The sequence below is a fragment of the Photobacterium sp. ABD4_091 genome, assembly GCF_056160145.1.
The window spans coordinates 2,260,695-2,286,842 of record NZ_JBSWWQ010000001.1 but is presented as its reverse complement, the minus strand read 5'-3'; the positions used below and the strand labels follow the sequence as shown (position 1 = coordinate 2,286,842).

General features: G+C 50.0%; 27 protein-coding genes. 10 read left to right on the top strand and 17 right to left on the bottom strand.

The window, feature by feature from the left end; translation table 11 throughout:
• Nucleotides 1-2 precede the first annotated feature (2 nt).
• On the top strand, nucleotides 3-629 hold the full coding sequence (locus tag ACXAGQ_RS10580; protein ID WP_475253837.1) for a response regulator: 627 nt from the start codon (nucleotides 3-5) through the stop codon (nucleotides 627-629).
• Nucleotides 629-961, top strand: a complete 333-nt coding sequence (locus tag ACXAGQ_RS10575; RefSeq protein ID WP_475253836.1) for a DUF4156 domain-containing protein — start codon at nucleotides 629-631, stop codon at nucleotides 959-961. The genes ACXAGQ_RS10580 and ACXAGQ_RS10575 overlap by 1 nt, the downstream gene beginning before the upstream one ends.
• A 38-nt stretch (nucleotides 962-999) precedes the next feature.
• Here the strand turns inward: ACXAGQ_RS10575 and ACXAGQ_RS10570 are convergent, their stop codons facing one another.
• The gene (locus ACXAGQ_RS10570) at nucleotides 1,000-1,281 is read right to left on the bottom strand and encodes a winged helix-turn-helix domain-containing protein (RefSeq protein ID WP_475253835.1); all 282 of its coding nucleotides are present in this window, start codon (nucleotides 1,279-1,281) and stop codon (nucleotides 1,000-1,002) included.
• Between the two features lie 254 nt (nucleotides 1,282-1,535).
• A complete protein-coding gene (gene ompW / locus ACXAGQ_RS10565) occupies nucleotides 1,536-2,174 on the bottom strand; it encodes an outer membrane protein OmpW (RefSeq protein WP_475253834.1) in 639 nt (212 codons plus the stop codon).
• Between the two features lie 384 nt (nucleotides 2,175-2,558).
• Between ompW and ACXAGQ_RS10560 the strand changes: the two genes are divergently transcribed.
• The 5 genes from ACXAGQ_RS10560 (at nucleotide 2,559) to ACXAGQ_RS10540 (ending at nucleotide 5,467) form a co-directional block, all read left to right on the top strand.
• Complete coding sequence (locus tag ACXAGQ_RS10560; RefSeq protein WP_475253833.1) at nucleotides 2,559-2,957, top strand: MAPEG family protein; 399 nt, start codon at nucleotides 2,559-2,561, stop codon at nucleotides 2,955-2,957.
• A gap of 73 nt (nucleotides 2,958-3,030) precedes the next feature.
• Entirely contained in the window at nucleotides 3,031-3,384 is a 354-nt protein-coding gene (locus ACXAGQ_RS10555; RefSeq protein ID WP_475253832.1) for an ArsC family reductase, read from the top strand.
• A gap of 14 nt (nucleotides 3,385-3,398) precedes the next feature.
• On the top strand, nucleotides 3,399-4,529 hold the full coding sequence (dapE, locus tag ACXAGQ_RS10550; protein WP_475253831.1) for a succinyl-diaminopimelate desuccinylase: 1,131 nt from the start codon (nucleotides 3,399-3,401) through the stop codon (nucleotides 4,527-4,529).
• A complete protein-coding gene (locus ACXAGQ_RS10545) occupies nucleotides 4,529-5,239 on the top strand; it encodes a M15 family metallopeptidase (RefSeq protein WP_475253830.1) in 711 nt (236 codons plus the stop codon). Before dapE ends, ACXAGQ_RS10545 begins: the two co-directional genes overlap by 1 nt.
• Nucleotides 5,240-5,467 (top strand): DUF2897 family protein, encoded by a 228-nt coding sequence (locus tag ACXAGQ_RS10540; RefSeq protein ID WP_475253829.1) that lies wholly within the window; start codon nucleotides 5,240-5,242, stop codon nucleotides 5,465-5,467. It begins immediately after the preceding gene.
• Between the two features lie 175 nt (nucleotides 5,468-5,642).
• On the opposite strand, the gene ACXAGQ_RS10535 is transcribed toward ACXAGQ_RS10540, so the two are convergent.
• The 4 genes from ACXAGQ_RS10535 to frsA all read right to left on the bottom strand — a co-directional run bounded on the left by ACXAGQ_RS10535 (nucleotide 5,643) and on the right by frsA (nucleotide 10,002).
• The gene (locus ACXAGQ_RS10535; protein WP_475253828.1) at nucleotides 5,643-6,899 is read right to left on the bottom strand and encodes a glutamate-5-semialdehyde dehydrogenase; all 1,257 of its coding nucleotides are present in this window, start codon (nucleotides 6,897-6,899) and stop codon (nucleotides 5,643-5,645) included.
• Nucleotides 6,900-6,928: 29 nt separating this feature from the next.
• Nucleotides 6,929-8,119, bottom strand: coding sequence for a glutamate 5-kinase (gene proB / locus ACXAGQ_RS10530; RefSeq protein WP_475253827.1), 1,191 nt, complete (start codon nucleotides 8,117-8,119; stop codon nucleotides 6,929-6,931).
• Nucleotides 8,120-8,232: 113 nt separating this feature from the next.
• Nucleotides 8,233-8,637 carry a sigma factor-binding protein Crl gene (gene crl / locus ACXAGQ_RS10525; protein ID WP_475253826.1) on the bottom strand — a complete coding sequence of 135 codons (405 nt, stop codon included), beginning with the start codon at nucleotides 8,635-8,637 and terminating at the stop codon, nucleotides 8,233-8,235.
• A 102-nt stretch (nucleotides 8,638-8,739) separates the two neighbouring features.
• Complete coding sequence (gene frsA, locus ACXAGQ_RS10520) at nucleotides 8,740-10,002, bottom strand: esterase FrsA (RefSeq protein WP_475253824.1); 1,263 nt, start codon at nucleotides 10,000-10,002, stop codon at nucleotides 8,740-8,742.
• Nucleotides 10,003-10,277: 275 nt separating this feature from the next.
• Between frsA and ACXAGQ_RS10515 the strand changes: the two genes are divergently transcribed.
• Nucleotides 10,278-10,574 carry a hypothetical protein gene (locus tag ACXAGQ_RS10515; protein ID WP_475253822.1) on the top strand — a complete coding sequence of 99 codons (297 nt, stop codon included), beginning with the start codon at nucleotides 10,278-10,280 and terminating at the stop codon, nucleotides 10,572-10,574.
• 65 nt (nucleotides 10,575-10,639) lie between these two features.
• Here the strand turns inward: ACXAGQ_RS10515 and gpt are convergent, their stop codons facing one another.
• Both gpt and ACXAGQ_RS10505 read right to left on the bottom strand, forming a co-directional pair.
• On the bottom strand, nucleotides 10,640-11,098 hold the full coding sequence (gpt, locus tag ACXAGQ_RS10510; protein ID WP_107299254.1) for a xanthine phosphoribosyltransferase: 459 nt from the start codon (nucleotides 11,096-11,098) through the stop codon (nucleotides 10,640-10,642).
• Nucleotides 11,099-11,151: 53 nt separating this feature from the next.
• The gene (locus ACXAGQ_RS10505; protein WP_317524021.1) at nucleotides 11,152-12,441 is read right to left on the bottom strand and encodes an NCS2 family permease; all 1,290 of its coding nucleotides are present in this window, start codon (nucleotides 12,439-12,441) and stop codon (nucleotides 11,152-11,154) included.
• A 1,072-nt stretch (nucleotides 12,442-13,513) separates the two neighbouring features.
• Between ACXAGQ_RS10505 and ACXAGQ_RS10500 the strand changes: the two genes are divergently transcribed.
• A complete protein-coding gene (locus tag ACXAGQ_RS10500; RefSeq protein WP_475253821.1) occupies nucleotides 13,514-15,157 on the top strand; it encodes a methyl-accepting chemotaxis protein in 1,644 nt (547 codons plus the stop codon).
• A gap of 132 nt (nucleotides 15,158-15,289) precedes the next feature.
• Complete coding sequence (locus ACXAGQ_RS10495; protein ID WP_475253819.1) at nucleotides 15,290-16,768, top strand: aminoacyl-histidine dipeptidase; 1,479 nt, start codon at nucleotides 15,290-15,292, stop codon at nucleotides 16,766-16,768.
• Nucleotides 16,769-16,963: 195 nt separating this feature from the next.
• On the opposite strand, the gene dinB is transcribed toward ACXAGQ_RS10495, so the two are convergent.
• From dinB to ACXAGQ_RS10450, 9 genes are all read right to left on the bottom strand, one after another.
• A complete protein-coding gene (gene dinB / locus ACXAGQ_RS10490; RefSeq protein WP_475253818.1) occupies nucleotides 16,964-18,049 on the bottom strand; it encodes a DNA polymerase IV in 1,086 nt (361 codons plus the stop codon).
• 126 nt (nucleotides 18,050-18,175) lie between these two features.
• A complete protein-coding gene (nqrM, locus tag ACXAGQ_RS10485; protein ID WP_107299250.1) occupies nucleotides 18,176-18,397 on the bottom strand; it encodes a (Na+)-NQR maturation NqrM in 222 nt (73 codons plus the stop codon).
• A 10-nt stretch (nucleotides 18,398-18,407) separates the two neighbouring features.
• A complete protein-coding gene (locus ACXAGQ_RS10480; RefSeq protein ID WP_475254721.1) occupies nucleotides 18,408-19,400 on the bottom strand; it encodes an FAD:protein FMN transferase in 993 nt (330 codons plus the stop codon).
• Between the two features lie 181 nt (nucleotides 19,401-19,581).
• Nucleotides 19,582-20,805 (bottom strand): NADH:ubiquinone reductase (Na(+)-transporting) subunit F, encoded by a 1,224-nt coding sequence (gene nqrF / locus ACXAGQ_RS10475; protein WP_475253816.1) that lies wholly within the window; start codon nucleotides 20,803-20,805, stop codon nucleotides 19,582-19,584.
• A gap of 21 nt (nucleotides 20,806-20,826) precedes the next feature.
• Nucleotides 20,827-21,423: an NADH:ubiquinone reductase (Na(+)-transporting) subunit E gene (gene nqrE / locus ACXAGQ_RS10470; RefSeq protein ID WP_039460611.1), complete on the bottom strand. Its 597-nt coding sequence runs from the start codon at nucleotides 21,421-21,423 to the stop codon at nucleotides 20,827-20,829.
• Nucleotides 21,424-21,430: 7 nt separating this feature from the next.
• Nucleotides 21,431-22,063 (bottom strand): NADH:ubiquinone reductase (Na(+)-transporting) subunit D, encoded by a 633-nt coding sequence (locus tag ACXAGQ_RS10465; RefSeq protein WP_187462226.1) that lies wholly within the window; start codon nucleotides 22,061-22,063, stop codon nucleotides 21,431-21,433.
• Complete coding sequence (locus tag ACXAGQ_RS10460; protein ID WP_475253814.1) at nucleotides 22,056-22,850, bottom strand: Na(+)-translocating NADH-quinone reductase subunit C; 795 nt, start codon at nucleotides 22,848-22,850, stop codon at nucleotides 22,056-22,058. Before ACXAGQ_RS10460 ends, ACXAGQ_RS10465 begins: the two co-directional genes overlap by 8 nt.
• Complete coding sequence (locus ACXAGQ_RS10455; RefSeq protein WP_475253812.1) at nucleotides 22,840-24,084, bottom strand: NADH:ubiquinone reductase (Na(+)-transporting) subunit B; 1,245 nt, start codon at nucleotides 24,082-24,084, stop codon at nucleotides 22,840-22,842. Before ACXAGQ_RS10455 ends, ACXAGQ_RS10460 begins: the two co-directional genes overlap by 11 nt.
• 3 nt (nucleotides 24,085-24,087) lie before the next feature.
• Nucleotides 24,088-25,428: a Na(+)-translocating NADH-quinone reductase subunit A gene (locus ACXAGQ_RS10450; protein ID WP_475253810.1), complete on the bottom strand. Its 1,341-nt coding sequence runs from the start codon at nucleotides 25,426-25,428 to the stop codon at nucleotides 24,088-24,090.
• Nucleotides 25,429-26,148: the final 720 nt, after the last annotated feature.

Here is a 26,148-nt window from a genome sequence, read left to right as displayed (position 1 = left end):
ATATGACGTGTTGGAAAATTATGATTGTTGATGATCACCCCTTGATGCGCAGGGGGATCAGCCAACTTCTCAGCTTTGAAAACGACTTCGAAATGGTTGGCGAAGCCAGCAACGGGGCAGATGCCGTGCTGCTCGCCCAGGAAAAAGAACCGGATTTGATCCTGCTTGACCTCAACATGAAAGGGATGTCTGGCCTCGATACCCTCAATGCGATGCGAGCCGAAGGGATCCAGTCACGAATCGTCGTGCTAACCGTTTCTGACAGCCGCTCGGACGTTAAAGCCCTTGTCAACGCTGGTGCCGATGGCTACCTGCTGAAAGATACCGAGCCTGATCAGCTTATCAGCCTGCTTAAACAAGCCATGTGCGGCGGACAGGCTTTCAGTGATCTGGTGCGTGAGTATCTGGCAGACAGCGCCGAGCAAGACTCCCTGCTCGATTCCCTAACCGACCGTGAAATGCAGATCCTAAAAGAAGTGGCGAAAGGCTACCGCAACAAGCAGATTGCCGATAACCTGTTCATTTCTGAAGCAACCGTAAAAGTCCATATGAAAAGCTTGCTGAAGAAACTGCAGGTTAAATCCAGGACTGCCGCCACTGTGCTTTATTTAGAGACACAAGGCCAATAATGGGAAAAGTCCGGGCTCTGGGGGTTTCGCTGTCTGTTATGGTATTGGCGGGGTGCAGCACCTCCCCCCTGTTTGTTGATGCCGGCGCAGTGGTGTTGACATGGGATGCCAATGACATACAAAACACCTGTGAAAGGCGGGGAACGCTTATCGGCTCGCAGGGGAGTTGGTATAACTATTGGTTCATCAGCGACAGGGACCTGACCCAGGGCGCGCTCAACCAACTGCGCAATCAGGCTATTGAGCGAGGAGCCAATACGGTTTCATTGTACAGCCCACCCGATTTTTCGACGTCCGTGACTTTAATTGGCAATGCCTATTATTGCGAATAGCACAGATATAAAAAAACCGCACTCGTGCGGTTTTTTTATTAACTCGAGACGGAAGAGATAATATCCCTTTCTTTCGATTCGACCCAATTGACATCAAAGGGCCCCCAGTCGCTTAGCTGGTAGTAGCCATCATTATGACGTTTACCATCTTGAATGAATGCTAACTCAATGCCAAAACCCGGCAGGGCTTTAAGCACATCCTGAATGGTACGACGTGGCCAACCGGTAATTTCAATCAGCTTAGGTACATTGGGGCGTTCAAGCTGCTCAACAAGCAAGGCAAGATAAAGACGACGGGCAAAAACCGGATTCAATTCCATTGAGACCTCCATAATTTGAGGTTTTATTATTCCGACTTCTGCCTACGGGGTGTTGAGTTTGATCAATATGAGGGAGGATTTCCCTGTTTCGGTCGTCATTTTCGGTGATCGCGGTCGCAAAATTTAGGAACTTGTCATTTCAGAAACAAAAAAGACATGTTTAAACAACAACTTGAAATATCACACAAAAATGCCTCTCTGGCAAAATTGTGAGCGCAACATTTGTTGCACTCACTGTGTGCTCAGGCTCTAGCTTAGAAAGTGTAACCGGCGGTTACCATAAAGACCCAAGGGTCGATATCCGTACTAATTTTCTGCGCGTTGCCCTCGTGTTTAAATTTCACATCAGTACTGATATCGGCATACCACACTGAGGCACCGAAGAACCAGTTATCCTTCACCTGGTAATCGATACCTACATTTGCTGCGAGACCCCACGAATCTTCCAGTTTCAGATCGCTTAAGCCAGCTCCTTCACCAGTACCGTTAAAGTCTTCATTGAAAAAAGTGGTGTAGTTGAGGCCAGCACCGACATACGGGCGGAACTTGCTAACGCTGTCCATAAAATAGTACTGCAGCATCAATGTTGGCGGCAGGTGTTCAATTTCTGCAATTTTACCGGCACCGTTTAGCGAAACACTATGCCTGAACGGGGTTGCGGCCAGCAGCTCAATACTGATGTTGTCTGTCAGCATGTAGCCTACTGTAATACCAAGCTGGGTATTTGAATCAATACCAAACTCACCTAGGCCAAGTACATCATCACTGCTTTCGTTTGGAACCACCGTTGCCGTACCGGCACGGACCAAGATATCACCCTGCTTGTGTGCCATAGCCTGAGGGGCTGCCAATACTGCAGCGAGGATAGCGGCGGTACATAGATTCTTTTTCATTATTATTGACTCCATTCCTTTTGAATCCCGACATGGGGAAAAATTGGGCTTCACGTTAAGCGGGTCAAAATGTAACTATTTAGAAACATACTGGTATTGATTGAAATCAATTTATAAAAATTAGTGATAATAAATAACCTTTGATACAGATCAAGTACTTACAAAAGCAGCTTTGCACTTAAGTAATGTGCAGCAAAAAATGTTACTAACCCTACCCAAAAGCCATTAAGTGGCTCGCAGAAATTGCCATTCAACAGTAGTCGTCATGCTATCTGGTAGCACTTTTTTGTCATCGATAATTATGCATATGCGGGCTTATCAGATGCTCATTCTATAGCTAGTCTCCTATACTTTGGGCAAACCCACTCTCCCCAAGGCGCTGCCATGACCCCTGCTTTCTGGTGCATTATCACCATGATATTGATTAACTATTTACTGGCAGGCGTCGGCGGCTGGTTAACCGTCCGCCAAACCGGCAAGCTTGATATCAACCAACCACGAATCCAAGACCGCGAACTCACCGGTGCCGCCTCGCGGGTAAAAGCCGCCCAGGCTAACGGTTGGGAAATCCTGACGGTATTTTCCAGCTGCGTGTTCATCGCCCACTTAGCAGGGGTACCCGCCCATGAATCCGCCCTCCCCGCGTACCTGTTTATCATCAGCCGGGTGCTTTACTTCATTTGCTATGCCTTCAAGCTCAGCCCATGGCGCACCATCGTATTTGTGCTCGGGATCCTGGCGAATATCTGGCTGATCAAACTGGCGATCCACTATGGCGGCTGAAGCCGTTGCACCCCATGGCTATTCCCGCTATAAAGGGAGACCAAGTTCACAAAACAAGTCAGCCAGAATAACTATGAGTACAATTGCTTACGGCATCAAAAACTGCGACACCATCAAGAAAATGAAGAAGTGGCTAGAAGCCGAAAACATCGAATACACCTTCCATGACTACCGTGCCGACGGCCTTGACCGTGGCATGCTAGAGCAGTTTGAGGCCGAGTTGGGCTGGGAAGCCATGGTCAACAAGCGCGGTACGACCTACCGCCAGCTGAGCGACGAGCAAAAGGCCGGCCTTGACCAGCAAAGCGCGATCGAATTGATGCTGGAGCACCCGGCCATGATCAAGCGCCCGCTGCTGGTTCACAACAACAGCTTCCACCTAGGCTTCAAGCCGGCCCAATACCAAGAAATCTTCCAAACGAATTAAGAAAGGATACAAGGATGTCAGATAGCCCGGTTCTCGCCCTGGCGAAAGACTTTATCAGCCGCCAATCAGTGACCCCTGAAGATGCTGGCTGCCAGGACGTGATGATCGAGCGCCTGGAAAAGCTCGGTTTTAATATCGAAACCATGGTGTTCGAAGATACCACCAATCTCTGGGCCCGCCGCGGCACGGAAGCTCCGCTATTCGTCTTTGCCGGCCATACCGATGTGGTACCAGCCGGTAACCTAGATAAGTGGCATACCGCGCCTTTCGAGCCAACCATCATCGATGGCTACCTGCATGGCCGCGGCGCAGCCGATATGAAAGGCTCGCTAGCCTGTATGATTGTGGCGATTGAGCGCTTCCTGGCCGCAAACCCTGATCATAAAGGCTCTATCGCTTTGCTGATCACCTCGGACGAAGAAGGCCCATTCATCAACGGTACGACCCGTGTTATCGATACACTGGAAGCCCGTAATGAAAAAATCGACATGTGTATTGTCGGTGAACCATCAAGTACCCATGCTGTGGGCGATGTGGTGAAGAACGGCCGCCGTGGTTCGATTACCGGTGATGTGAATATCAAGGGTACTCAAGGCCATGTCGCCTACCCGCACCTTGCCGATAACCCGGTTCACCGTGCCATGCCAGCACTGGCCGAACTGGCCGCGACAACGTGGGACAACGGCAATGCCTACTTCCCACCGACCAGTTTCCAGATCGCCAACCTGTCTGCGGGTACTGGCGCATCGAACGTGATCCCAGGCGAATTCCACGTCCAGTTCAACTTCCGCTTCAGCACCGAGCTGACCGCCGATGATATCAAGCGCAAGGTTCACTCAGTACTCGATGCCCATGGCCTTGATTACGACTTGGCCTGGACGTTCAGCGGCCACCCGTTCCTGACCGACGAAGGAAGCCTGCTTGATGCCGTCGTGGAGTCTATCGAGGAAGTGAATCACAAAAAACCGGAACTACTGACCACTGGCGGTACTTCCGATGGCCGTTTCATTGCCCGAACCGGTGCACAGGTTATCGAGCTCGGCCCGGTCAACGCGACTATCCACAAAGTGAATGAGTGTGTGAAAGTGGCCGATCTGGAAAAGCTGACCGACATGTACCAGAAAGTGATGGAAAAAGTCCTTTAATGGTTAGCCATCCAAACCAAGCCCGGCAGCACACTGCCGGGCAGCTGACCGGGCAAGAGACCAGCCACCTGGTCTCTCTAAACCCTGACGGCGGGCACCCTTTTGTCCACCAGCAAATGCTACCCGCCTTTGAGGCATTAAAAGATGCAGCCAATAAGGCTGGCTTCGACCTCCAAATAGCCAGTGCCTTCCGCCCGTTCGAGCGGCAGATGCTAATTTGGAACAACAAATATTCCGGCAAGCGGCCGCTGCTTGATAGCAACAGCCAACCGCTTGACCCAAGCACCCTTACTGAGCTTGAGAAAATCCACGCGATACTGCGTTGGTCAGCGCTACCTGGCGCAAGCCGCCACCACTGGGGCACCGATATCGATGTCTACGCAGCCAACTGCCTGCCTGAAGGCGAGCAGCTTCAACTGGAGCCCTGGGAGTACCAAACCGGAGGCCACCAAGCGGCATTCAGCCAATGGCTCAATAGCCATATGAAAGGCTTTGGCTTCTACCTCCCTTATGCAGAAGACCGCCATGGCGTCGCCTGCGAGCCTTGGCATATCAGCTACTTCCCGGTTAGCAAATATTTACTTTCACAGCTCACGCCAGACCTGCTCAAGCGCACACTTAGCCAATATGAGCTTGCAGGAAAGTCGCACATCCTGGAAAACCTTGATAGTCTCTATAGTAGGTACATAGAGAATATCTGTGAGGTGTAAATGGAATGGCTACTCAACCCGTGGGTTATCAGCATCATCGTCGTGAGCGTGGTGGTCGGTAATATTGCGGCGCTGAAATACACCGCTAACATGAAATTTGGCTACAAGGACAAAGTCAAATACATGTACGACAAAAGCAAGCGCGAACAAGAACTTGATGAGCTGATCGAGAAACAAGCGGCAAACGACGAAAACCAAGACTTAAAGAAACTCAAAGATCAGGCATAAAAAAAACGAGAGCATCACGCTCTCGTTTTTTTATATCTAAATCAGTGTGACTCAAAGCTATTCGGAGCAATGAAATCTAAGTCAGTTTACCTAGAACAAAGAGCTAGCGCGGAGTTTACGATAGTAAATGAGCACTTGCGATGCAGTAATAGGTAAACTGACAACGAAATCATTGTTACGAACGAGGCAGGTAGTCTGCGACGCCTACCCACTTGTAGCTTGTCAGCTCTTCCAGCCCCATCGGGCCGCGGGCATGCAGTTTCTGGGTCGATACCGCCACTTCTGCGCCTAGGCCAAACTGTGCGCCATCGGTGAAGCGCGTTGACGCATTGACATAAACGGCTGCTGAGCCTGCTGCATTAACAAAACGCTCTGCCGCCATCAAATCATTGGTCATGATGGCATCAGAGTGGCTGGCGTTGTGCTTGCGCATGTGGGCAATCGCTTCTTCCACGTCTTTGACTATCTTGATACCTAGCGTGAAGCTCAGCCATTCGGTGTCGAAGTCCCCTTCGGCCACCCGGCGCAGGCTTGTCGCTTTGCCTTCAAGCAGCTCGTAAGCATTCTCGTCAGCGACCATATCGACACTGCTGGTGTTCAGGCGTTCCGCCAAACGAGGCAAGAAAGCTTCTGCAACTTTCTCATGAACCAACAGGGTGTCCAAGGCATTACAGGCCGATGGGCGCTGTACCTTGGCATTTTCCACCACGTCCAGGGTGCGGGAAAGATCTGCCGAGGCATCGACATACACATGGCTGATACCGAAACCACCGATGATCACCGGAATAGTGCTGTTTTCCTTACACATCTTGTGCAAGCCAGCACCACCGCGCGGGATGATCATGTCAACGTACTGATCCATCTTCAACAGCTGGGAAACCAGCTCACGGTCCGGTTTTTCAATATATTGTACCGATGCTGTCGGCAAGCCTGCTTTCTCAAGCGCAACCTGGATCACTTTGACCAGTTCCATATTGGAATGGAACGTCTCGCGGCCACCGCGGAGGATACTGGCGTTGCCGGTTTTCAGGCACAGGGCAGCGATGTCAATGGTGACATTAGGGCGCGCTTCATAGATCACACCGACGACACCAAGTGGAACACGGCGTCGGCTAAGGCGCATACCGTTTTCCAGTACTTTGCTGTCTAGCTCGGCACCGACCGGGTCATTGAGGCTGATCACATTGCGCACGTCGTTGGCGATACCAGCCAATCGATCTGCATTTAACAGCAGGCGGTCAACCAAGGCATCGGTCATACCTGCTTCTTTTGCCGCTGCAATGTCTTTGGCGTTGGCTGCCAAAATAACCTCTTGGTTGGCTTCCAGCTCATCGGCAATCACGGCCAATGCACGGTTTTTCTGTTCAGTTGCTGCGGTTGCCAGTTCAAACGCAGCCTGTTGCGCCGCTTGGCCCATCAGTTCAAGATTCATGTTCTTTTCCCTTTATATTTTATTCGGTGTTAGATGACGACTAAATCGTCACGGTGTACAGCAACTGGGCCATATTCATAACCCAACACCTGATAGATATCCTGGCTGTGCTTGCCGGCAATTTTCGCCAGATCCTGGCTGGAGTAACGGCTGATCCCACGAGCCAGCAACTCGCCTTGGGTATTGAAGATCCGGGCAACCTCCCCCCGCTCGAACTCACCTTTCACTGCGGTGATCCCTTTCGACAACAAGCTGCTTCCGCGCTGCTGCACAGCCAATGCTGCACCTTGGTCGATAACGATATCGCCCGCAGGCGGAGGCCCGGCCAAAATCCACCGTTTACGGCTTTCAAGCGGAGATTCCAGCGGCAGGAAGCGTGTACCCACCGATGTCCCATGCGCCAGATCCGCCACCACATCAGGGCGGCTGCCCGCTGCAATAATCACTTCGATACCCGCACGGCGCGCAACATCTGCCGCCTGTAGCTTGGTCGCCATGCCACCGGTGCCCAAGCCACCGACACTGCCACCCGCGATTTTGCGCAGGGTTTCATCGATGGTGTGGACTTCACGGATCAGCTCTGCCTCCGGGTTATTACGCGGATCTGCGGTAAATAGCCCCGGCTGATCGGTCAGCAGCAGCAGCTTATCGGCGCCAGCCAAAATACCCACCAATGCCGACAGGTTGTCGTTATCACCGACTTTGATTTCAGTTGTCGCAACCGCATCGTTTTCGTTAACAACCGGAATAATGCCATTGTCCAGCAGGGCAACAAGCATATCGCGGGCATTGAGGTAGCGCTCGCGGTCATCGAGATCGGCACGGGTTAGCAGCATTTGCCCCACGTGCAGGCCATAGATTCCGAACAGGCTTTCCCACTCCTGGATCAGGCGGCTCTGGCCAACAGCAGCCAGCAGCTGCTTGCTCGCCATCGTTTTGGGCAGTTCGGGGTATCCTAAATGTTCTCTTCCGGCAGCAATGGCGCCGGAGGTGACAATAATGACCTTATGGCCCTGCCGGCGCAGTTGCGCGCACTGGCGAACCAGCTCAACCATATGGGCACGATCCAGCTTTAGCGTACCGCCGGTCAAAACGCTGGTACCCAGCTTGACCACGATAATCTGTGAACTGTGCCTAACCTCTTGGTGTTGAGACCCGTCTTTGGAGTCTGCGGTTACCAAGTCCTTGTTTTGCTCATTTAGGATATTTGTCTCTGCCATGGGGATAAAACAAAAAGAAAAGTAGAATGATGTTGTATCAATACCCTTTATAAATCACAAGAAAAATGCGCCAAATAGGCGCATTTTTCTTCATATAAGGTAAAGCTTGCAAATCAGGCTACACTACCAAGCTCAGGCTCTTTCAGCACTTTTGAAGGAGATAATGCCAGTTCGAACTCATCTTGCAACAAACCTTCTAATTTTGGATAAAAATCCTCTAACGTTTGCTGCACCGCTTTCTCATGCTTTGCCGGTACCGGATCCTTGATCCATTCTCCGGCATCATCGTAACGGCCAAAGCCATAGTGGTATTCAAAGCCTTCATCGTTGGCTTCAATGATAAACCACCAGCCCCAGAATTCGCGCTCTTCGGGTGCTTTTTTAGCACTGACACAGCTCGATAGGCAGTCAAAGAAAAAATGCCCTTCGGAGGACAGAGGCTGGCGCAGGTAAGGTCCCAAGGCCGTCAGCTTAGTCATCAAACGCCCGTGCGGCGGGAAAGTTTTTTCTGTCGTCATAATTATCTCCATCCCTAGTAATCAATTACCTATTCCATTTAAGCCACAAATTGCTTGCTTGGCAACAATTTATTTACAAAACAGGCGTATTGATAACACCGCCTACTCTGCAAGCTTGTCTTTAAGCCAATCGACAACTGTTGTCATCGCCCGGTGATAGCCGTCATGCAGTGGCTTTTCAGGTAAGGTCACCGCCTTGCCGCCGCGGCTCGACATCGCAATCAGCTGGTTGTCGAATTCGGAGCAAACAGGATCGCCCTTGAGGCCAATACCCAGCATCGGTACCTCGGTTTTACGGCGGCCCAGCAAGCCCTGGTGCTTGAGAGACCAGGCCGGGAGGTGGGACACCAAGCTAGACTTCGACACACCATGTTTGCCAAGGCGCGAGGCAAGCATATCAAGGTACATCCGTGGCATTGCATCAAGCCGTTTTGGGTCGGCCAGCCCGCTATGAATAATACCGCCGATGCTGATACAAGTTTTCAGGCGGGTTGGCTCCAGGAAACCAAGCCTAATTGCTGCATTGCCGCCGAATCGAAGGCCCAGCATCGCAACACGGGTATGATCGACCCATGGTACCTCTTTTACCTGCTGCAACAGCGCTTGGTGCAAGCGGCTGGTATCTTCGGTAAGGGACCAATGGCTGCTGTGGCCAACAGACGGCATGTCGAGGGTGATCATTGCAAAGCCAGCCGGCCCGAGGTATTTCTGGTACAGGCGCAAAAGATCTGACTGCAGGGTATCCAGGCCGCCGCTAACAATTACCGTCGGCAATAACTTGTCGGTCCGAGGCAGGTGGATAAAGGCTTGGAAGGTTTTGTTTTCGTATTTGACATCAATGGTACGCATCTGGTGCTGCATATTGTCTATGGCATCGCGGTAGGCTTGGTTGGCTTGCAGTTCAGCCTGGGCTGCCAAGTCGTCCCCTTTCAGGTGTGGGTAGGCCGCGATACTATAATACATACTGGCTGTAATAAGCTGCTCGGCCGCTTTTTCCTTCTCCCCCTGCTCCAGTAAAGCCCGCGCCGCCTTGTGGTATAGCCCACCCGGCTGGCACCACTCGTAAACCCAGTTTCCGGGCTTGTAGCCTATAACGGTATCGAGCAGGTCATCCCTTGTACGCGCCGCCTCACTGTGCGCTATCCGGGCGAGGATAGCTTCTAGCTCAATCGGGTCGATCCCCTGCCAGATCCACTGCGGCCGTCGCATCACCCGATACCAACCTATTTCAGTATCACCATCCAGTGCACTGTGGATCGGGGTATCAACGACGTTAGCCAATTTCACCAGGCTCGAGGTTTCTTTGGAGGTTTGCCTTGGGGCAAAGAGCTTTTCGGAAAGGTTGGTTTTGGACGGTTCAGACACGTTCTGCTCCATATCGGTTCACACATACCTACAGTGCAGGCCCGAGCGCTTCCGGACTATACTTGAGCTCTTGTGGCAGATAACAGCAGCTATTCAATTCCGGTTCGGCCACAGGGATGTGCTTATTGTGGTTATATTTTTCAAGTATACCACCCAACAGATACTTACTGTATGAGCCGACAGACAAATCGCACTTGTTGCAGAAGCAGTACTGAAGATATTCAGGAGTAAGCTATGCTTTTACTTACCTATCAGTACTTCATACGGTGGTAAGTATGCGATACGTCCTATGTCTCTGTGCTTCACTTTTTTTCTCTTCGTCAGTCCTCGCTTTTGGTAGCGGTGGCTCCCTGGGTGGCAACCCCGGAGAGGCATCAGGTGGCGTCAATGCCAAAACCCCACTTTGCCTTGATGTAACAGGCGAGCGAATTCCCGACAGCTACCAAACCAAATACCAACGCCAATGCAAGATAACCGGTAATACCATGGTTGATCTCATCAACTACAACAACTATTACCGCAACAAACCCAATGGCGAATCCCTGTCGGACATTAAAGCCAAAGCCAGCTAATACCCCGGAACAGCAGGCATAAAAAAAGGAGCCGATGGCTCCTTTTTTAGTCGCTAAAAGCGGTATTATTTTTTCGCGATAGGATCAACGAAAGTCACGGCCATATCCCATGGCTGCTCGATCCAAGTTTCCTGCGGGATGTCTACCACGTAGTCATCAACCAGGTGCTTACCTGCAGGCTTCGCACATACAGTTACGAATTTCGCTTTCGGGTACATGTGACGGATCATTTCCGCTGTACCGCCAGTGTCCACCAGATCATCGATAACGATGAAACCTTCACCATCACCTTCTGCTTGCTTCAGTACTTTCATCTCACGCTGGTGATCGTGGTCGTAGCTTGAGATACATACTGTATCAACATAACGAATACCAAGTTCACGCGCCAAAATTGCAGATGGAACCAAGCCACCACGGCTAACGGCAATGATACCTTTCCACTGATCTGCAGGAAGCAATTTCTCTGCTAGCTGGCGGGTATACATTTGCATGTTGTCCCAAGTGATGATGAACTTATTACTCATATCCGATGAACCTCTGAGTCAGCAGAAAAACTGCTGTATGTATTTATTTACTGTTATAGAAAAATAATTTTAGCAACAAATAGGGCTGCAATAACCCAAACGCTAATATTTACATCGCGACCTTTGCCACTCATCGTCTTGACGGCAGCGTAGGTGATAAAGCCAAGGCCAATACCTTCAGCGATGGAGTATGTTAACGGCATCAGTAGGCAAACTACAACTACTGGTGCTGCTTCTGTTAAGTCACGCCAGTCAACGCTAACCAAACCAGACATCATCAGGATGGCTACGTAGAACAGAGCACCTGCTGTCGCATAGGCAGGCACCATACCTGCTAGCGGCGCAAAGAACAATGCCAACAGGAACAAAACGCCAACCGTTACAGCGGTAAGACCGGTACGGCCGCCCACAGCGACACCCGAAACACTCTCAACATAAGAGGTCGTGTTCGATGTACCCAATACCGCACCCACAGAAGTTGCAGTACTGTCTGCCAGTAACGCACGGTTCAGGCGTGGTAGCTTACCGTCTTTGTCGATAAGTTCTGCTTTCGTTGCCACACCGACCAAGGTGCCCGCCGTGTCAAACAAGTCAACGAACAAGAACGCGAACACAACCGAAATCAAACCTACTTCCAATGCACCTGAGAAGTCCATCTGCATGAAAGTTGGCGCAATGCTTGGTGGCGCCGAGACAATACCGCCGTACGCCACTTCACCCACCAGCACACTGATTGCGGTAACGGCCAAAATCGCGATAAGTACCGCCGCTTTGTAACCACGGTGTACCAGGGCAATTGTCAGGAAGAAGCCCAAAGATGCCATCGCAGCCGGGAAGCTGGTGAAATCACCCACTTGTACCAGCGTTGCCGGGTTATCGACCACAATGCCAGAGCTCTGCAGGGCGATGAATGCCAAGAATAAACCAATACCCGCCGAGATCCCGATACGCAGCGCATGAGGAATGGAGTTGATAATCCACTCGCGAACTCGCAGTACACTCAGGGCAATAAAGCACAGACCCGATAGGAATACCGCCGCCAGCGCAACCTGCCATGTATGCCCCATGCCTAAAACAACACCGTAGGTGAAGAAAGCATTCAGGCCCATACCCGGCGCCTGGGCCACTGGGTAGTTAGCCACAAAGCCCATGATGAAACAGCCCACAACCGCCGCCAGACAGGTCGCGACAAATACCGCGCCTTGGTCCATACCCGTCGCCGACAGCATAGATGGGTTTACAAAAATGATGTAAGCCATCGTCAAGAAGGTAGTCAGACCCGCTAGCAGCTCGGTACGGACATCGGTACCGTTCTCTTTGAGTTTAAAAAGTTTCTCAAGCATTGCTCTCGATTCCTTGGAGATATTAAGCAATTGATATTGGTTTAAGGGATGAGCCGAAGCCGTTTCTCGGTTTCCACACATCACGAATTTTCAAGAAATAGAAAACGATTGCGTCTCTATTTTGGGTGGCGATTATATGCTCGATAATTGTCAATTTCCAGTAAATAACGCAATTATCATCAATGAATTCAAACAACCGAATAAAAAACCGACCAAGCAACACCAACTCAAAATTTAATGCATTAAAAACAACACCTTATGAATTTAACAGCATGGCTACATTTTACCCATTTAATATTTTACACCTATGCGCAAACGTTAATATCAGCCATCAAATTGCATGAATTAACAGTTAACACCTGATGTAATCGAATACACCCAAAAGGCATAAAACAAAGCGATCGATAACACAGGGAAGCATGTCGTAAAAGAGGGGGGAAGGATTCAGGAAGATAAAAAAAACGCCACTCCAAATGGAAGTGGCGTCAAGAATGTAACTATAAACCGAACAGCGGTTTTAAGAGATTCTTAAACAAAGGGGGTGAACAAAAAATTGACCACTCAGACCTGCCCGGTAATGTAGAGCCAGGCAAACCACAGAATTAGTAACCGAACGAGCTTGGGTATTTAAAGTTACCGGTGTATACAGCGCGGTTGTTCCAAAACTTGTTTACAGATTCAAATACTTTCATTTTTATCACCTTAACTATTAAGCAATGACTACACGCATAACGTGTTTGGCCGTCTTGGCCTGACTTAAACTCGGTTCCTTGGAGGCGATATCTCGGGCTCATCCTAGAGCAAATTTTTGCGTCGTTCGTCTTCGTTCAGAAGATGGTGCAAATATAACCTTCGCGTAATAAACTTTCAAGCTTTTTCTTTAACTGTGTCACATTTTTCTGATTATTGAGCGATGAGTCAAAAAAATCTGTAATTAAATTACATAACGCCAGCTCACAGTTTCACCATTTCGCGACCAAAGTGTAACCCCACCCCTCTTGAATCGCTACATGCTTACAACATACCTTATTCAACTATGCGCAATAATAAACCACAAGGATAGAGGTATAACATGGCAGCATTTCCCCTTCTCAGAAAAGTCCCTATCGGTAAGCGGCTTTATCTACTGAGCGTTATCGTGACTGTATTGACACTACTGCCGCTGGCGCTGTTTGTCGCCAATTACCAAACCAATATCATGGAACAAAAAAGGCTCAAGACCCGCCATCTGGTCGAAAGTGCCCACAGCCTTATCGGTTATTTCCACTCTCTTGAGCAACAAGGCACCCTTTCCCGTCCCCAAGCCCAGCAGCAGGCAGTGGCAGCCCTTGCCACATTGCGCTATGAAGAAAAAGACTACTTCTGGGTCAATGACATGGCTCCGACAATGGTCATGCACCCTTTCAAACCCTCTCTCAACGGGCAGCGCTTGGACAATTTCAAAGACCCCAACGGCACCGCCCTATTTGTCGAAATGGCCAACACTGTCCGCCAGCAAGGTCAGGGTTTTGTCGATTACTATTGGGAAAAACCCGGGTTTAGCACCCCCGTTGAAAAAATCTCCTACGTAAAAGGCTTTGCGCCTTGGGGGTGGATTGTCGGCTCGGGTATCTACGTCGATGATGTCACCGCCCTTTTTTATAGCGAGCTTAAACAATTTAGCGTTTTCCTTCTCAGCGCTTTGGCATTGAGTGGCTTGCTCGCCTGGCTCATCTCCCGCTCGATTACTATTCCCTGCCAGGAAACAGCACAAGCCATGCACGATATTGCCGAGGGAAATGGTGACCTGACCCAACGCTTGCCAAGCCAAGGGGATGACGAGCTCAGCCAATTGGCCCGTTCGTTCAATACTTTCGCCAGTCGCCTATCAGATATGCTCCGAGACATGGCCCCTGTCAGCGATCAAATCAGTTCGGCTGCCAGCCAGCTCAACAGTGTCGCGATCGAGACGGCCGATAGTGCCAACCAAGCCTACCGGGGGATAGATAGCGTGGCTGCCGCCATGAACCAACTCCACGCCAACAACCAAGATGTTGCCCAATCAGCACAGCAAGCTGCTGAGACAGCCGAGACGGCCCAGCAACACAGCAGCAACAGTATTGCCGTGGTGTCCACTTCCTCAAGGGAAATGCATGCATTGCTAACCTTGCTGGATGAGGCCAACCACAGTGCCCAGGCATTGGAGAAAGACTCACAGACGATCGGCTCAGTATTGGATGTGATCCGCGGTATCGCCGAGCAGACCAACCTGCTTGCCCTCAATGCGGCAATTGAGGCTGCGCGTGCGGGTGAGCAAGGCCGAGGCTTTGCCGTCGTGGCCGATGAGGTCCGCACCCTTGCGACCAGAACCCAGGCAAGCACCAACGAAATAGAAGCGATTATTGCCAACCTGCAGGACAGAGCCAACAGTGTCAGTGGCGCGCTGGTCAAGACCCGCGAGCAATCATCCAGTGCCGCAGAGCATGCCGATGAAGTCGCTCAGACCCTCACGGCGATTGGCGAACAGATCTCCACAATACTGTCACTCAACCAACATATTGCCGAAGCCAGTGATCAGCAGTCACAGGCCGCTGAGGAGATTAACCGGAACTTGCATCAGTTGACCGAGCATAGCCACCAGACCGTCGAGCATGGTGACCATATTGCGGCTGCCAGCACCCAGCTGTTAGCCAACGGGCAGAGCCTGGAAAACCATGTTAGCCACTTTAAGATTTAGCTGTTACCGTTTCGGGCACAGTGGTATCCTTGAGGTTAACCGCGATAGTTAATTGTTCTGAATAACTTTGCAATATAGTTAATTTCTCGCTAACTCATCGCCAATAACCAAAAGTTTATAAAGGAGACTGCTGTGTCAGAAATCAGTCAACTGTCACCTCAACCAGTGTGGCAATTCTTCGATCAGATCTGCTCTATCCCTCACCCATCCAAGCATGAAGAAGCGCTAGCCCAGCACATTATCCAGTTTGCACAAGGCGAAGGCCTTGAAGTACGCCGTGATGCTGTCGGCAACGTCTTCATCAAAAAACCTGCGACGCCTGGCATGGAAGATCGCAAGGGTGTTGTTCTTCAGGCCCACATCGATATGGTGCCGCAGAAGAACGAAGATACCGACCATGATTTCCTGACCGACCCTATCCAGCCGTACATCGACGGTGAGTGGGTGACCGCTAAAGGCACCACTCTGGGTGCTGACAACGGCATGGGTATGGCGGCATGTCTTGCTGTACTTGCTTCAAAAGACGTTGAGCACGGCCCACTGGAAGTGTTGCTGACTATCGACGAAGAAGCTGGCATGACGGGTGCCTTCGGTCTTGAAGAAGGCTGGCTGGAAGGTGATATCCTGCTGAATACCGACTCTGAGCAAGAAGGCGAAGTCTACATGGGCTGTGCCGGTGGTGTCGACGGTTCACTGGTTCTAGATATCCAGCGTGAATCAACACCTGCTGATTTCCAAGCAATTAAACTGGTTGTTAAAGGGCTGAAAGGCGGCCACTCTGGTTGTGATATCCACACTGGCCGTGGTAATGCCAACAAGATCCTAGGTCGCTTCCTGTTTGGTCACGCCGAAGAACTTGGCCTGCGCCTAACTTCTCTAACCGGTGGTAGCCTGCGCAACGCAATCCCACGCGAAGCAAGCGCGGTAGTTACCCTGCCTGCTGCTAACGTTGATAAGCTGAACGAGCTATTTGCTTACTACCAAGAGCTGCTTGTGGCTGAGCTTGGCCGTGTAGAAACGGACATCAACCTTTTCACTGAGACTGCAGAGCTTCCTGCTGATGTGCTAGTAGCCGCTGACCAGCAGCGTTTCATCAACATGCTGAACGCAACACCTAACGGTGTGATCCGCATGAGCGATGATATCGAAGGTGTGGTTGAAACCTCACTAAACGTGGGTGTGATCACCACAGAAGCTGACAAAATCACGGTATTGTGCCTGATCCGCTCACTGATCGATTCTGGCCGCAGCAATGTAGAAGGCATGCTGAAAGCCGTTGCTTCGCTTGCTGGCGCAAGCTGTGAGTTCTCTGGTACCTACCCAGGCTGGAAGCCAGATGCAGACTCTGAAGTCATGCACCTGTTCCGCGAAACGTACGAGAGCATCTACGGCCGCGTACCGAACATCATGGTGATTCACGCCGGTCTTGAGTGTGGCCTGTTCAAGAAGCCATACCCGAACATGGATATGATTTCCTTCGGACCTACTATCAAGTTCCCGCACTCGCCAGACGAGAAAGTCCAGATCGACACTGTCGCCCTATTCTGGGAGCAAATGGTTGCTATCCTGAAGAATATTCCGGTGAAAGCGAAGTCTTTACGCACTGAATAACCGATAACAAAAAAGCGAACTCCTGAGAGTTCGCTTTTTTTACTAGGAGGTTCCTAGATGCTAGTTCCTGGATCCTAGAGTTTAAATGCGGGTTCCGAGAAAGAGCGGTTCTGAATCTTGGAACTTACTTCTGCTCTTCGCTCTTCTATCTTTTCCCAGGAACTAGGATCCAGGTTCCGATCCTAATCCCTGCTCTCAAAACAACGAAAGCTGCTGCGCCCGCGTACCAAGTTCCAACCCGACACTGATGCCGATCAGGCGTATCTCCCTGTCCTGCTGCCGGGTTAGGGCTTCTTTTAGCAACCCTTCAAACTGCGCCTTGTCCAGTTTCGGCTGGGTATGCTCCACCGTGGTTTGCTGGAAGTCGGCAAACTTCACCTTTACCCCCTGCTTGGCAATATTCAGCTCAGGGCGTACTCGTTTGAGCCGCTTTTCCAGTTCGGGGAATAAGCGCTCGATGACCTCCCAGCATTGCTCGTAGGTGCTGATATTTTGCGAGAAGGTACGCTCGACCCCCACTGATTTACGCTCGCGCTCGACCACCACTTCCCGCTCGTCAATGCCGTGGGCCCGAGACCATAACGACTGGCCGAACTTACCAAACTGCTGCAACAGCAAATGCCTGTCGTATTGCTGCACATCTTTGCCGACATACAAACCTTTGTCGTGCAGTTTTTGGATAGTGACCTTGCCGACACCAGGGATCTTCTCGAGCTTCAAGTCTTCTACGAAAACGGGGATCTGATCCGGCGTCACGACATATTGCCCATCGGGCTTGTTGAGATCCGAGGCGATCTTGGCAATGAACTTTACAGGGGCAATACCGGCAGAAGCTGTGAGGTTGAGCTCTTCTCGGATAGCCCGGCGGATGTCTTCAGCAATCAATGTGGCCGAGCCATGGCACAGCTCGCAATCGGTGACATCAAGGTAGGCTTCATCGAGAGAAAGCGGTTCGATCTTATCGGTATAGCGCTGGAAAATTTCCCGTATCTGGCCCGACACTTCTTTGTAAACGCTCATGCGGCCGGAGACCAAGGTCAGGTGAGGGCACAGCTGCATCGCCCTGCCTGTAGGCATGGCCGAGCGCACCCCGTACTTTCGCGCCAAGTAGTTACAGGTACTGATCACCCCGCGCTGCTCGGAGCGCCCGCCAATCGCAATAGGAATGTCACGCAGCTCAGGGTTGTCACGCATCTCTACCGCCGCAAAGAAGCAATCCATGTCGACATGGATGATCTTTTTCTGCGCCTTGCCAGGCTTTTGGGGTGACAACAGAGACATTCGAGTGGCTACCTGATTACTGTTTTTTTATACAGCAACATTATAGAGGCTATGGCAGGCACTGTGAAGCCTAACAAAAAGCCCGGCAGTGCCGGGCTTATGATTCAATTGCGCGCATGCTGCTGATCAGATGATCTGGTTTTTCTTCCACTCAGCGGCACGAGCTTCACGCGCCTCACGCTTAAGGCGGGCATCACACGGCTCAGGGCAGTCACACTCTTTGGCAATGCCGATACCGTCAAGACCACCACAGCTGCCACTTACGCTTTTGCGCTGGAAGATGTAGCCAACAGCCATCGCAGTGATGACCAGCAAAAACACAGCAAAGGTAGTTAAATAGATAACCATTGTTCACTCTCTACTTTTGATTCATGTAAGGGGCAAAAGCATCCGAGGCGTATTCCTTGAAGCCTTGCTCTGTTTTCACAACCAACAGCAAAGGGATCTGCTCTTGGTTAGCCAATTCCAGCGCTTTTTCCTCACCCATCACAGAGAATGCCGTCGCCAGGGCATCTGACGTCATACTTGATGGATGCAGCACTGTTACCGATACTACATGGTTGGAAATCGGCATACCACTGTTCGGATCGATTAAGTGCGAGTAACGGACACCGTCTTCTTCAAAGTAGTTACGGTAATCACCCGATGTTGCCACCGCCATGTCACCCGGTTCAATCACTTCCTGAATAGCCCGGCTACCGTCTTCGGTTGGCTTTTCAATCGCGATGCGCCAAGGCACACCCTCAAGGTTATTACCTTTCAGGCTGAGCTCACCACCGATCTCAACAAGGTAGTCAGCGACACCTAGATCATCAAAGTAATCGGCGACCACGTCAACCCCAAATCCCTTGGCAATCGAGGACAGATCGACATACAGATCCGGGATATCCTTGATCAGGCTGTTACCTTCCACACTCAGGTGGTGAATGCCCACTACCTTGCGGCGCTCGGCCAGCTCTTGCTCGGTCGGTGTTTTCTCAGGACGCGCTTCCGGGCCGAAGCTCCACAAGTTGACAATCGGACCTACCGTCACATCCAAAGCGCCGTCGGTCAATTTTGCCAGGCGAATTGCCTCAGTCACGACCTTAGCAGTATCTGCCGACACTTCAAACGGTTCGCTCGAGCGCGACTGGTTAAATTGACTGAGCTCGGAATGCTTACGGTAAGTCGACATCTGGTCGTTAACCAGCTCTAATCGACGGTCAATTTCTGCCTGGATATCCGTGGCAGGCGGTAAGCCTTCCTGCTTAATCAACTTAATTGAATAGTAGGTTCCCATGGTCGAACCGTTCAGGTGGATCATCTCACGCTGATCACTACAGGCCGACAGGGTAATAACCATCGCAAGCATCAGCAGTGCGCGGTGCAGTAACGTCTTCATCCAACTACTCCCCAAATGAAAGACAGTCATTGTTATTTGTTATGGGTAAGCGCCAAGTATAAAACCTTAGCTTACATACCGTTATTATGCGCTTATTACGAAAAAAGGCTGACCCCGGTTGGGATCAGCCAGTTTTTCAGTGTGCAGCTAATTAGCCACCGAAGTCATCCAGTAGGATGTTTTCGTCTTCAACACCAAGATCTTTCAGCATGCCGATAACAGCTGCGTTCATCATTGGTGGACCACACATGTAGTACTCACAATCTTCTGGAGCTTCATGATCTTTCAAGTAGTTCTCGTAGATCACATTGTGGATGAAGCCTGTGTAACCATCCCAGTTATCTTCTGGTAGTGGATCAGACAGGGCTACGTGCCACTCGAAGTTCTCGTTGTCAGCCGCTAGCGTATCGAAATCTTCAATGTAGAACATTTCACGCTTAGAACGCGCACCGTACCAGTAAGTCATCTTACGCTTAGATTTCAGGCGTAGAAGCTGGTCGAAGATGTGCGAACGCATAGGTGCCATACCTGCACCACCACCGATGAATACCATTTCGTTGTCAGTTTCTTTCGCGAAGAACTCACCGAATGGACCAGAGATAGTACATGTGTCACCAGCCTTAAGTGACCAGATGTAAGATGACATTACGCCAGGTGGTACATCTGGGTTGTTTGGCGGCGGCGTTGCAATACGTACGTTCAGCTTGATCAAGCCTTTCTCTTCTGGGTATGACGCCATAGAGTATGCACGGATTGAGTGCTCTTTCACGATAGACTCGTAACGGAACAGGTTGAACTTGTCCCAGTCTTCACGGTATTCCTCTGGAATATCGAAATCAGAGTACTTAATGTGGTGCGGTTCAGCTTCGATCTGGATGTAACCACCAGCACGGAACGGTACTTCTTCGCCCTCAGGGATCTGAAGTACAAGCTCTTTGATGAAGGTTGCTTCGTTATCGTTAGAGATAACAGTACATTCCCACTTCTTAACGCCGAAGATTTCTTCTGGAAGCTCGATGTCCATGTCAGATTTCACATTAACCTGACACGCTAGACGCTCGCCTTCACGTGCTTCACCTTTAGTGATGTGGTCAAGCTCAGTCGGTAGGATATCACCACCACCAGACTTAACTTTAACGCGACACTGGCCACAAGAGCCACCGCCACCACAAGCAGATGAAACGAAGATGCCGCTTGCTGAAAGTGCATTAAGCAGTTTGCTACCGGCAGCGGTTGTAATCGCTTTTTCCGGATCGCCATTTACTGAGATAGTAATGTCACCTGATGGTACCAGCTTAGATTTAGCGAATAGGATCACTAGAACTAGAGCCAGGATAATCAGGGTGAACATGACTACGCCAAGAATAATATCCATTGATTATTCCTTTTATCCTGATTACAGCTGAACGCCGGAGAAGGACATGAAGCCCAACGCCATAAGGCCAACGGTGATGAATGTAATACCTAGGCCACGTAGACCTGGAGGTACGTCTGAGTACTTCATCTTCTCGCGGATACCCGCAAGAGCAACGATTGCTAGCATCCAACCGATACCAGAACCAAGACCGTATACTACAGATTCAGCGAAGTTATAATCACGCTGTACCATGAAAGATACACCACCGAAGATCGCACAGTTTACTGTGATCAATGGTAGGAAAATACCTAGCGCGTTGTATAGCGGCGGGAAGAAGCGGTCCAGAACCATTTCCAGGATCTGTACCAGTGCCGCGATAACACCGATGAACGTAATAAAGTTCAGGAAGCTAAGGTCAACGCCTGAAACAATGGCGCCGTCTTTTAGCAGTAGGTTGTAGATCAGGTTGTTCACAGGAACAGCGATCGTTAGTACAACGATTACCGCTACACCCAGACCGAAAGAAGTTTTAACTTTTTTCGATACGGCTAGGAATGTACACATACCTAGGAAGAACGACAGTGCCAAGTTCTCGATAAAGATCGAACGAACTAGAAGGCTTAGATAATGTTCCATGTTCCCCTTACTCCTTCGCTTCGACTTGTTCTGGACGGATGATACGGATAGCCCAGATCATGAAACCAATCAGGAAGAACGCTGATGGTGCTAGGATCATCATACCGTTTGGCTGGTACCAACCACCGTCAGATACTAGCGGCAGGATTTCCACGCCGAATAGTTTGCCTGAACCGAATAGTTCACGGAAGAAAGCTACAGTAATAAGTACGAAGCCGTAACCAAGGCCGTTACCAATACCGTCAACTAGAGATGGTAGAGGCTCGGACTTCATTGCGTATGCTTCAGCACGACCCATAACGATACAGTTCGTGATGATCAGACCAACGAATACAGAAAGCTGCTTAGAAATATCGTAAACAAATGCTTTCAGTACCTGGTCAACCACGATTACCAACGATGCGATGATCGCCATCTGTACGATGATACGTACGCTGTTTGGAATGTGGTTACGGATCAGAGATACGAACAAGTTAGAGAATGCACAAACGAATGTTACCGCTAGGGTCATTACGAATGCTGTCTCTAGTTTGGTTGTTACTGCCAGAGCAGAACAAACACCAAGAATCTGAAGCGCGATCGGGTTGTTGTCGATAAACGGCGCAAACAGAATCTTCTTCATTTCTTTAGTATCAGCCATTGTTTAGGCCTCCTTCACGAACTTTAGCCAGGAATGGACCAAAGCCCATGTCACCCAACCAGAAGTCGAAGGTGTGCTGAACACCATTTGCAGTTAGGGTTGCACCAGACAGACCATCTACACCGTGGATGTCACCTTCAGGTGCACCGCCTTTAACGACGCGGATAGCTGGCTTGTTGTTGCTGTCGAACAATTCTTTACCAACGAACTGTGCACGCCAGTTCGGGTTCTCAATCTCACCACCAAGTCCAGGAGTTTCACCCTGCTCGTAGTAAGTGATACCCGCAAGCGTGTTGCCGTCAGTTTCTACCGCGATGAATGCATACATCATTGACCACAGACCACCACCGTGTACCGGCAGGATCAGCTTGTCGACGTTGTCGTTCGCATCTTTCACTAGGTAAACTGTTGCAACATTGGCACGACGGATGATCTTCGCTAGGTCTTGGTCACCAGAAAGGCGGATAGACTGCGCTGGATCTTTCGCTGCGTCACGCTGGCTGTACTCAGATGCAGTTGCACCTTCTTCAGTCTGCTCTACGAACTCACCTGTTTCCAGATTAACAAGCTTAGGCTCGATGAACTGGTCGTAAGCTTCAGTGATGTTGGTGCCGTCTTGCAGAAGGCCCGCCACTGAAAGGATGTTACGCTGAACGTCAAGCACCGCATTCTTCTGCTGCAGTGGACGCAGAGCAACCGCCGCTGCTGATACCACGATTGAGCACACTAGGCTCAGTGCGATAACAACAATTAGCGTCTTTTTAATGCTATCGTTATTACTTGACATGACGAGCTAGTCTCCGCTTGATGTTGCCCTGAACTACTAGGTTGTCAAATAGAGGTGCGAATAGGTTAGCAAATAGGATTGCTAGCATCATACCTTCTGGGTACGCAGGGTTAACCACACGAACCATAACAGCCATTGCACCGATTAGTGCGCCGTACCACCACTTACCTTTGTTGGTAAATGCAGCAGACACAGGGTCGGTAGCCATGAACATCATACCGAATGCGAAGCCACCTAGAACTAGGTGCCAGTGCCATGGCATGCTGAACATTGCGTTGGTGTCAGAACCGATAATGTTGAATAGCGTCGCTGTCGCGATCATACCGATCATAGTACCCGCGATGATGCGCCATGAAGCGATGCCCATGAACACAATCATTGCGCCACCAAGGATGATAGCTAGCGTCGAAACTTCACCGATAGAACCAGGGATACGACCGATGAACGCGTCCATCCAGCTTACAGCATCGCCAGTTACAGTGTTCATCACTGCAGCCTGACCGCCGTGTGCCCACTGGCTTAGTGCTGTTGCACCAGAGAAGCCATCTGCCGCTGTCCATACTAGATCGCCAGAGATCTGAGCTGGGTATGCGAAGAATAGGAACGCACGACCTGCCAAAGCAGGGTTAAGGAAGTTACGACCAGTACCACCGAAGATTTCTTTAGCAACTACAACACCGAAGGTAATACCTAGTGCTGCCTGCCATAGTGGTAGTGTTGGCGGTACGATCAATGCGAAAAGGATAGAAGTTACAAAGAAACCTTCGTTAACTTCGTGCTTACGCACCATACAGAATAGGACTTCCCAGAAACCACCTACAGCGAATACCACTGCGTAAATAGGTAGGAAATAAGTCGCACCCAGTAGCATTTTGCTACCCCAGCCAGCGTCTGCTGACATGGTGCCGCCTAGCATTTCTGTTAGCCAGTAGTGCCAGTCACCTGCAATGATAGTTGCTAGCTGCTCACCCACATACATGTGGTTAAGTGCAGTGATTGCCTGGTGACCTGTGTTGTACATACCCCAGAACATCGCGGGGAATACAGCAAACCACACCATGATCATGATGCGTTTTAGGTCAACACTATCACGAACGTGTGCGCTTGTACGCGTTACCTGGCCTGGAGTGTACATAAGAGTTGCAAACGCTTCGTAAAGCGCAAACCACTTCTCGTGCTTACCACCTGGCTCAAAGTGATGTTCAACCTGCTCGAGTAAATTCTTGAGGCTCATGAATTACCCTTCCTTCTCAATTGTGTCCAAGCAATGACGTAGCATAGGACCAAATTCATACTTACCTGGGCATACGAAGGTACATAATGCTAGATCTTCTTCATCCAGCTCTAGTGCACCTAGCTGCTGAGCACTGTCAACGTCACCTGCACATAGGTCACGAAGAAGCAGAGTCGGCTCGATATCAAGCGGCATTACTTTTTCGTAGTTGCCGATTGGCACCATCGCACGCTCAGAGCCGTTCGTCGTTGTGGTCATGTTGAATAGCTGACCTGGGAAGAACTGGCTTAGGAAAGAGCGAGTAACAGAGAATTTGTTTTTACCTGGCGCGATCCAGCCCATGAATTCTTTTTCACGGCCTTCGCGAAGGGCAGAAATCTGCAGATGGTAGCGACCTAGGTAGGCGTGAGGGCCCGCCGCGTTAACACCGTTCAGCACTGAACCAGAAAGGATACGCAGTTCGCCTGGCATCATTTCAGAATCAGTGATCTGCTCGATAGACGCACCGATTTGGGTACGAACTAGACGAGGGTTGTTAACTACAGGGCCAGCCAGAGAAACCACACGGTCAGTGTATAGCTCACCAGTCAGGAACAATTTACCGAATGCGATAACGTCCTGGTAGTTGATGTGCCACGCCACGTTTTCGATGCTTGCACCGAACAACGTGTGGATGTGCGTACCAACCAGACCCGCAGGGTGCGGACCGTTGAATACGTGCTCTTCCACATTGGCTTCACTGCAGCGAGGTAGACTTGCACCAGACTTACAAACCAATACTTTACCGCTTGTTAGTCGTGACAATACTGTCAGACCAGCAGTAAACGCATCGTTCTGCTCGTTGATAACAACTTCTGGGTTAGCTGCTAGAGGGTTAGTGTCGATAGCCGTTACAAAGATAGCCTGTGTTTCAGCGTCGATCGCAGGGACCTTGCTGAAAGGACGCGTACGAAGCGCTGTCCACATACCAGACTCAACTAGCTGCTCTACCAGTGCAGAACGCTCAAGCTGAGCAATCTGACCAGCATCATAGCTGTTGAATGTAACCTGCTCGTCGCCTTCTACATCAATCACAACGGATTGTAGAACACGCTTTGCACCACGATTGATTTCTGCAACCTTGCCGCTGGCTGGAGCAGTGAACTTAACGCCTGGGTTCTTCTTGTCTTCAAAAAGAACCTGACCTTTTTTCACTACATCCCCTACGCGAATATGCATTGTAGGACGCATACCAACATATTCTTCGCCAAGCAAGGCGACACGTGTGATGGCCTTGCCATCATTTATCGCCTGGGTAGGAGTCCCTGAAATTGGGATATCCAGACCCTTCTTTATTGTAATCATACGCACTTGCACTACATTAACGGGAAAAAATTATTTTCTATTGCGCAATATTAGACACGACTTTCCTTCGTCCGAAGCCGGCTTGATCCGCTACCAGCAACGCAACATCCTATTCACTTACCTGTCACACTTTTAGCGACGAGTAATTTTGAGGCCGGAATTTTAGCACTATTTGGTTGGATTTTACCATGCCAAACCGCGCTAATCGGACTGAAAATCGGCTAACTATTTAAACGCAATATCTTAGTTGGGTAATATTTTTGAACTGACACACAAAAGTGATAATCATCTGGAATTATCATTTTTTTCTCATCGGCACCAGCAAGTTAATAAAAAACCAACAATTACCATACAGTCACAACAATGGGGCAAAAAGCCCCATTATTATATGTTTCAAATATGTCGCAATGTTAATCATTGTTAACATCTCGAGCAATATTAACCCTTTGGCGGAACAGTTATTTCCACCAAACAGTTAGTCAAAAACCGTAAAATTCTACCATTGGCGGGGAACATTACCGCTTGCCGGTTCCGACAGCAATACCCCTTTGGTACGTGCCTTTATGTTGAAGACAACAGCCCCAAGTATAGACAGCGAGGGCAAAAAGATAGCCCCAACTTGCCATATCAGGCCAATAAGCAGCAAATTGCCATTCCATTCATAAGCCGTACCCCTGCAATAGTACGAAATAGAAAATAAAAATAATGCCGTAAGTCTCA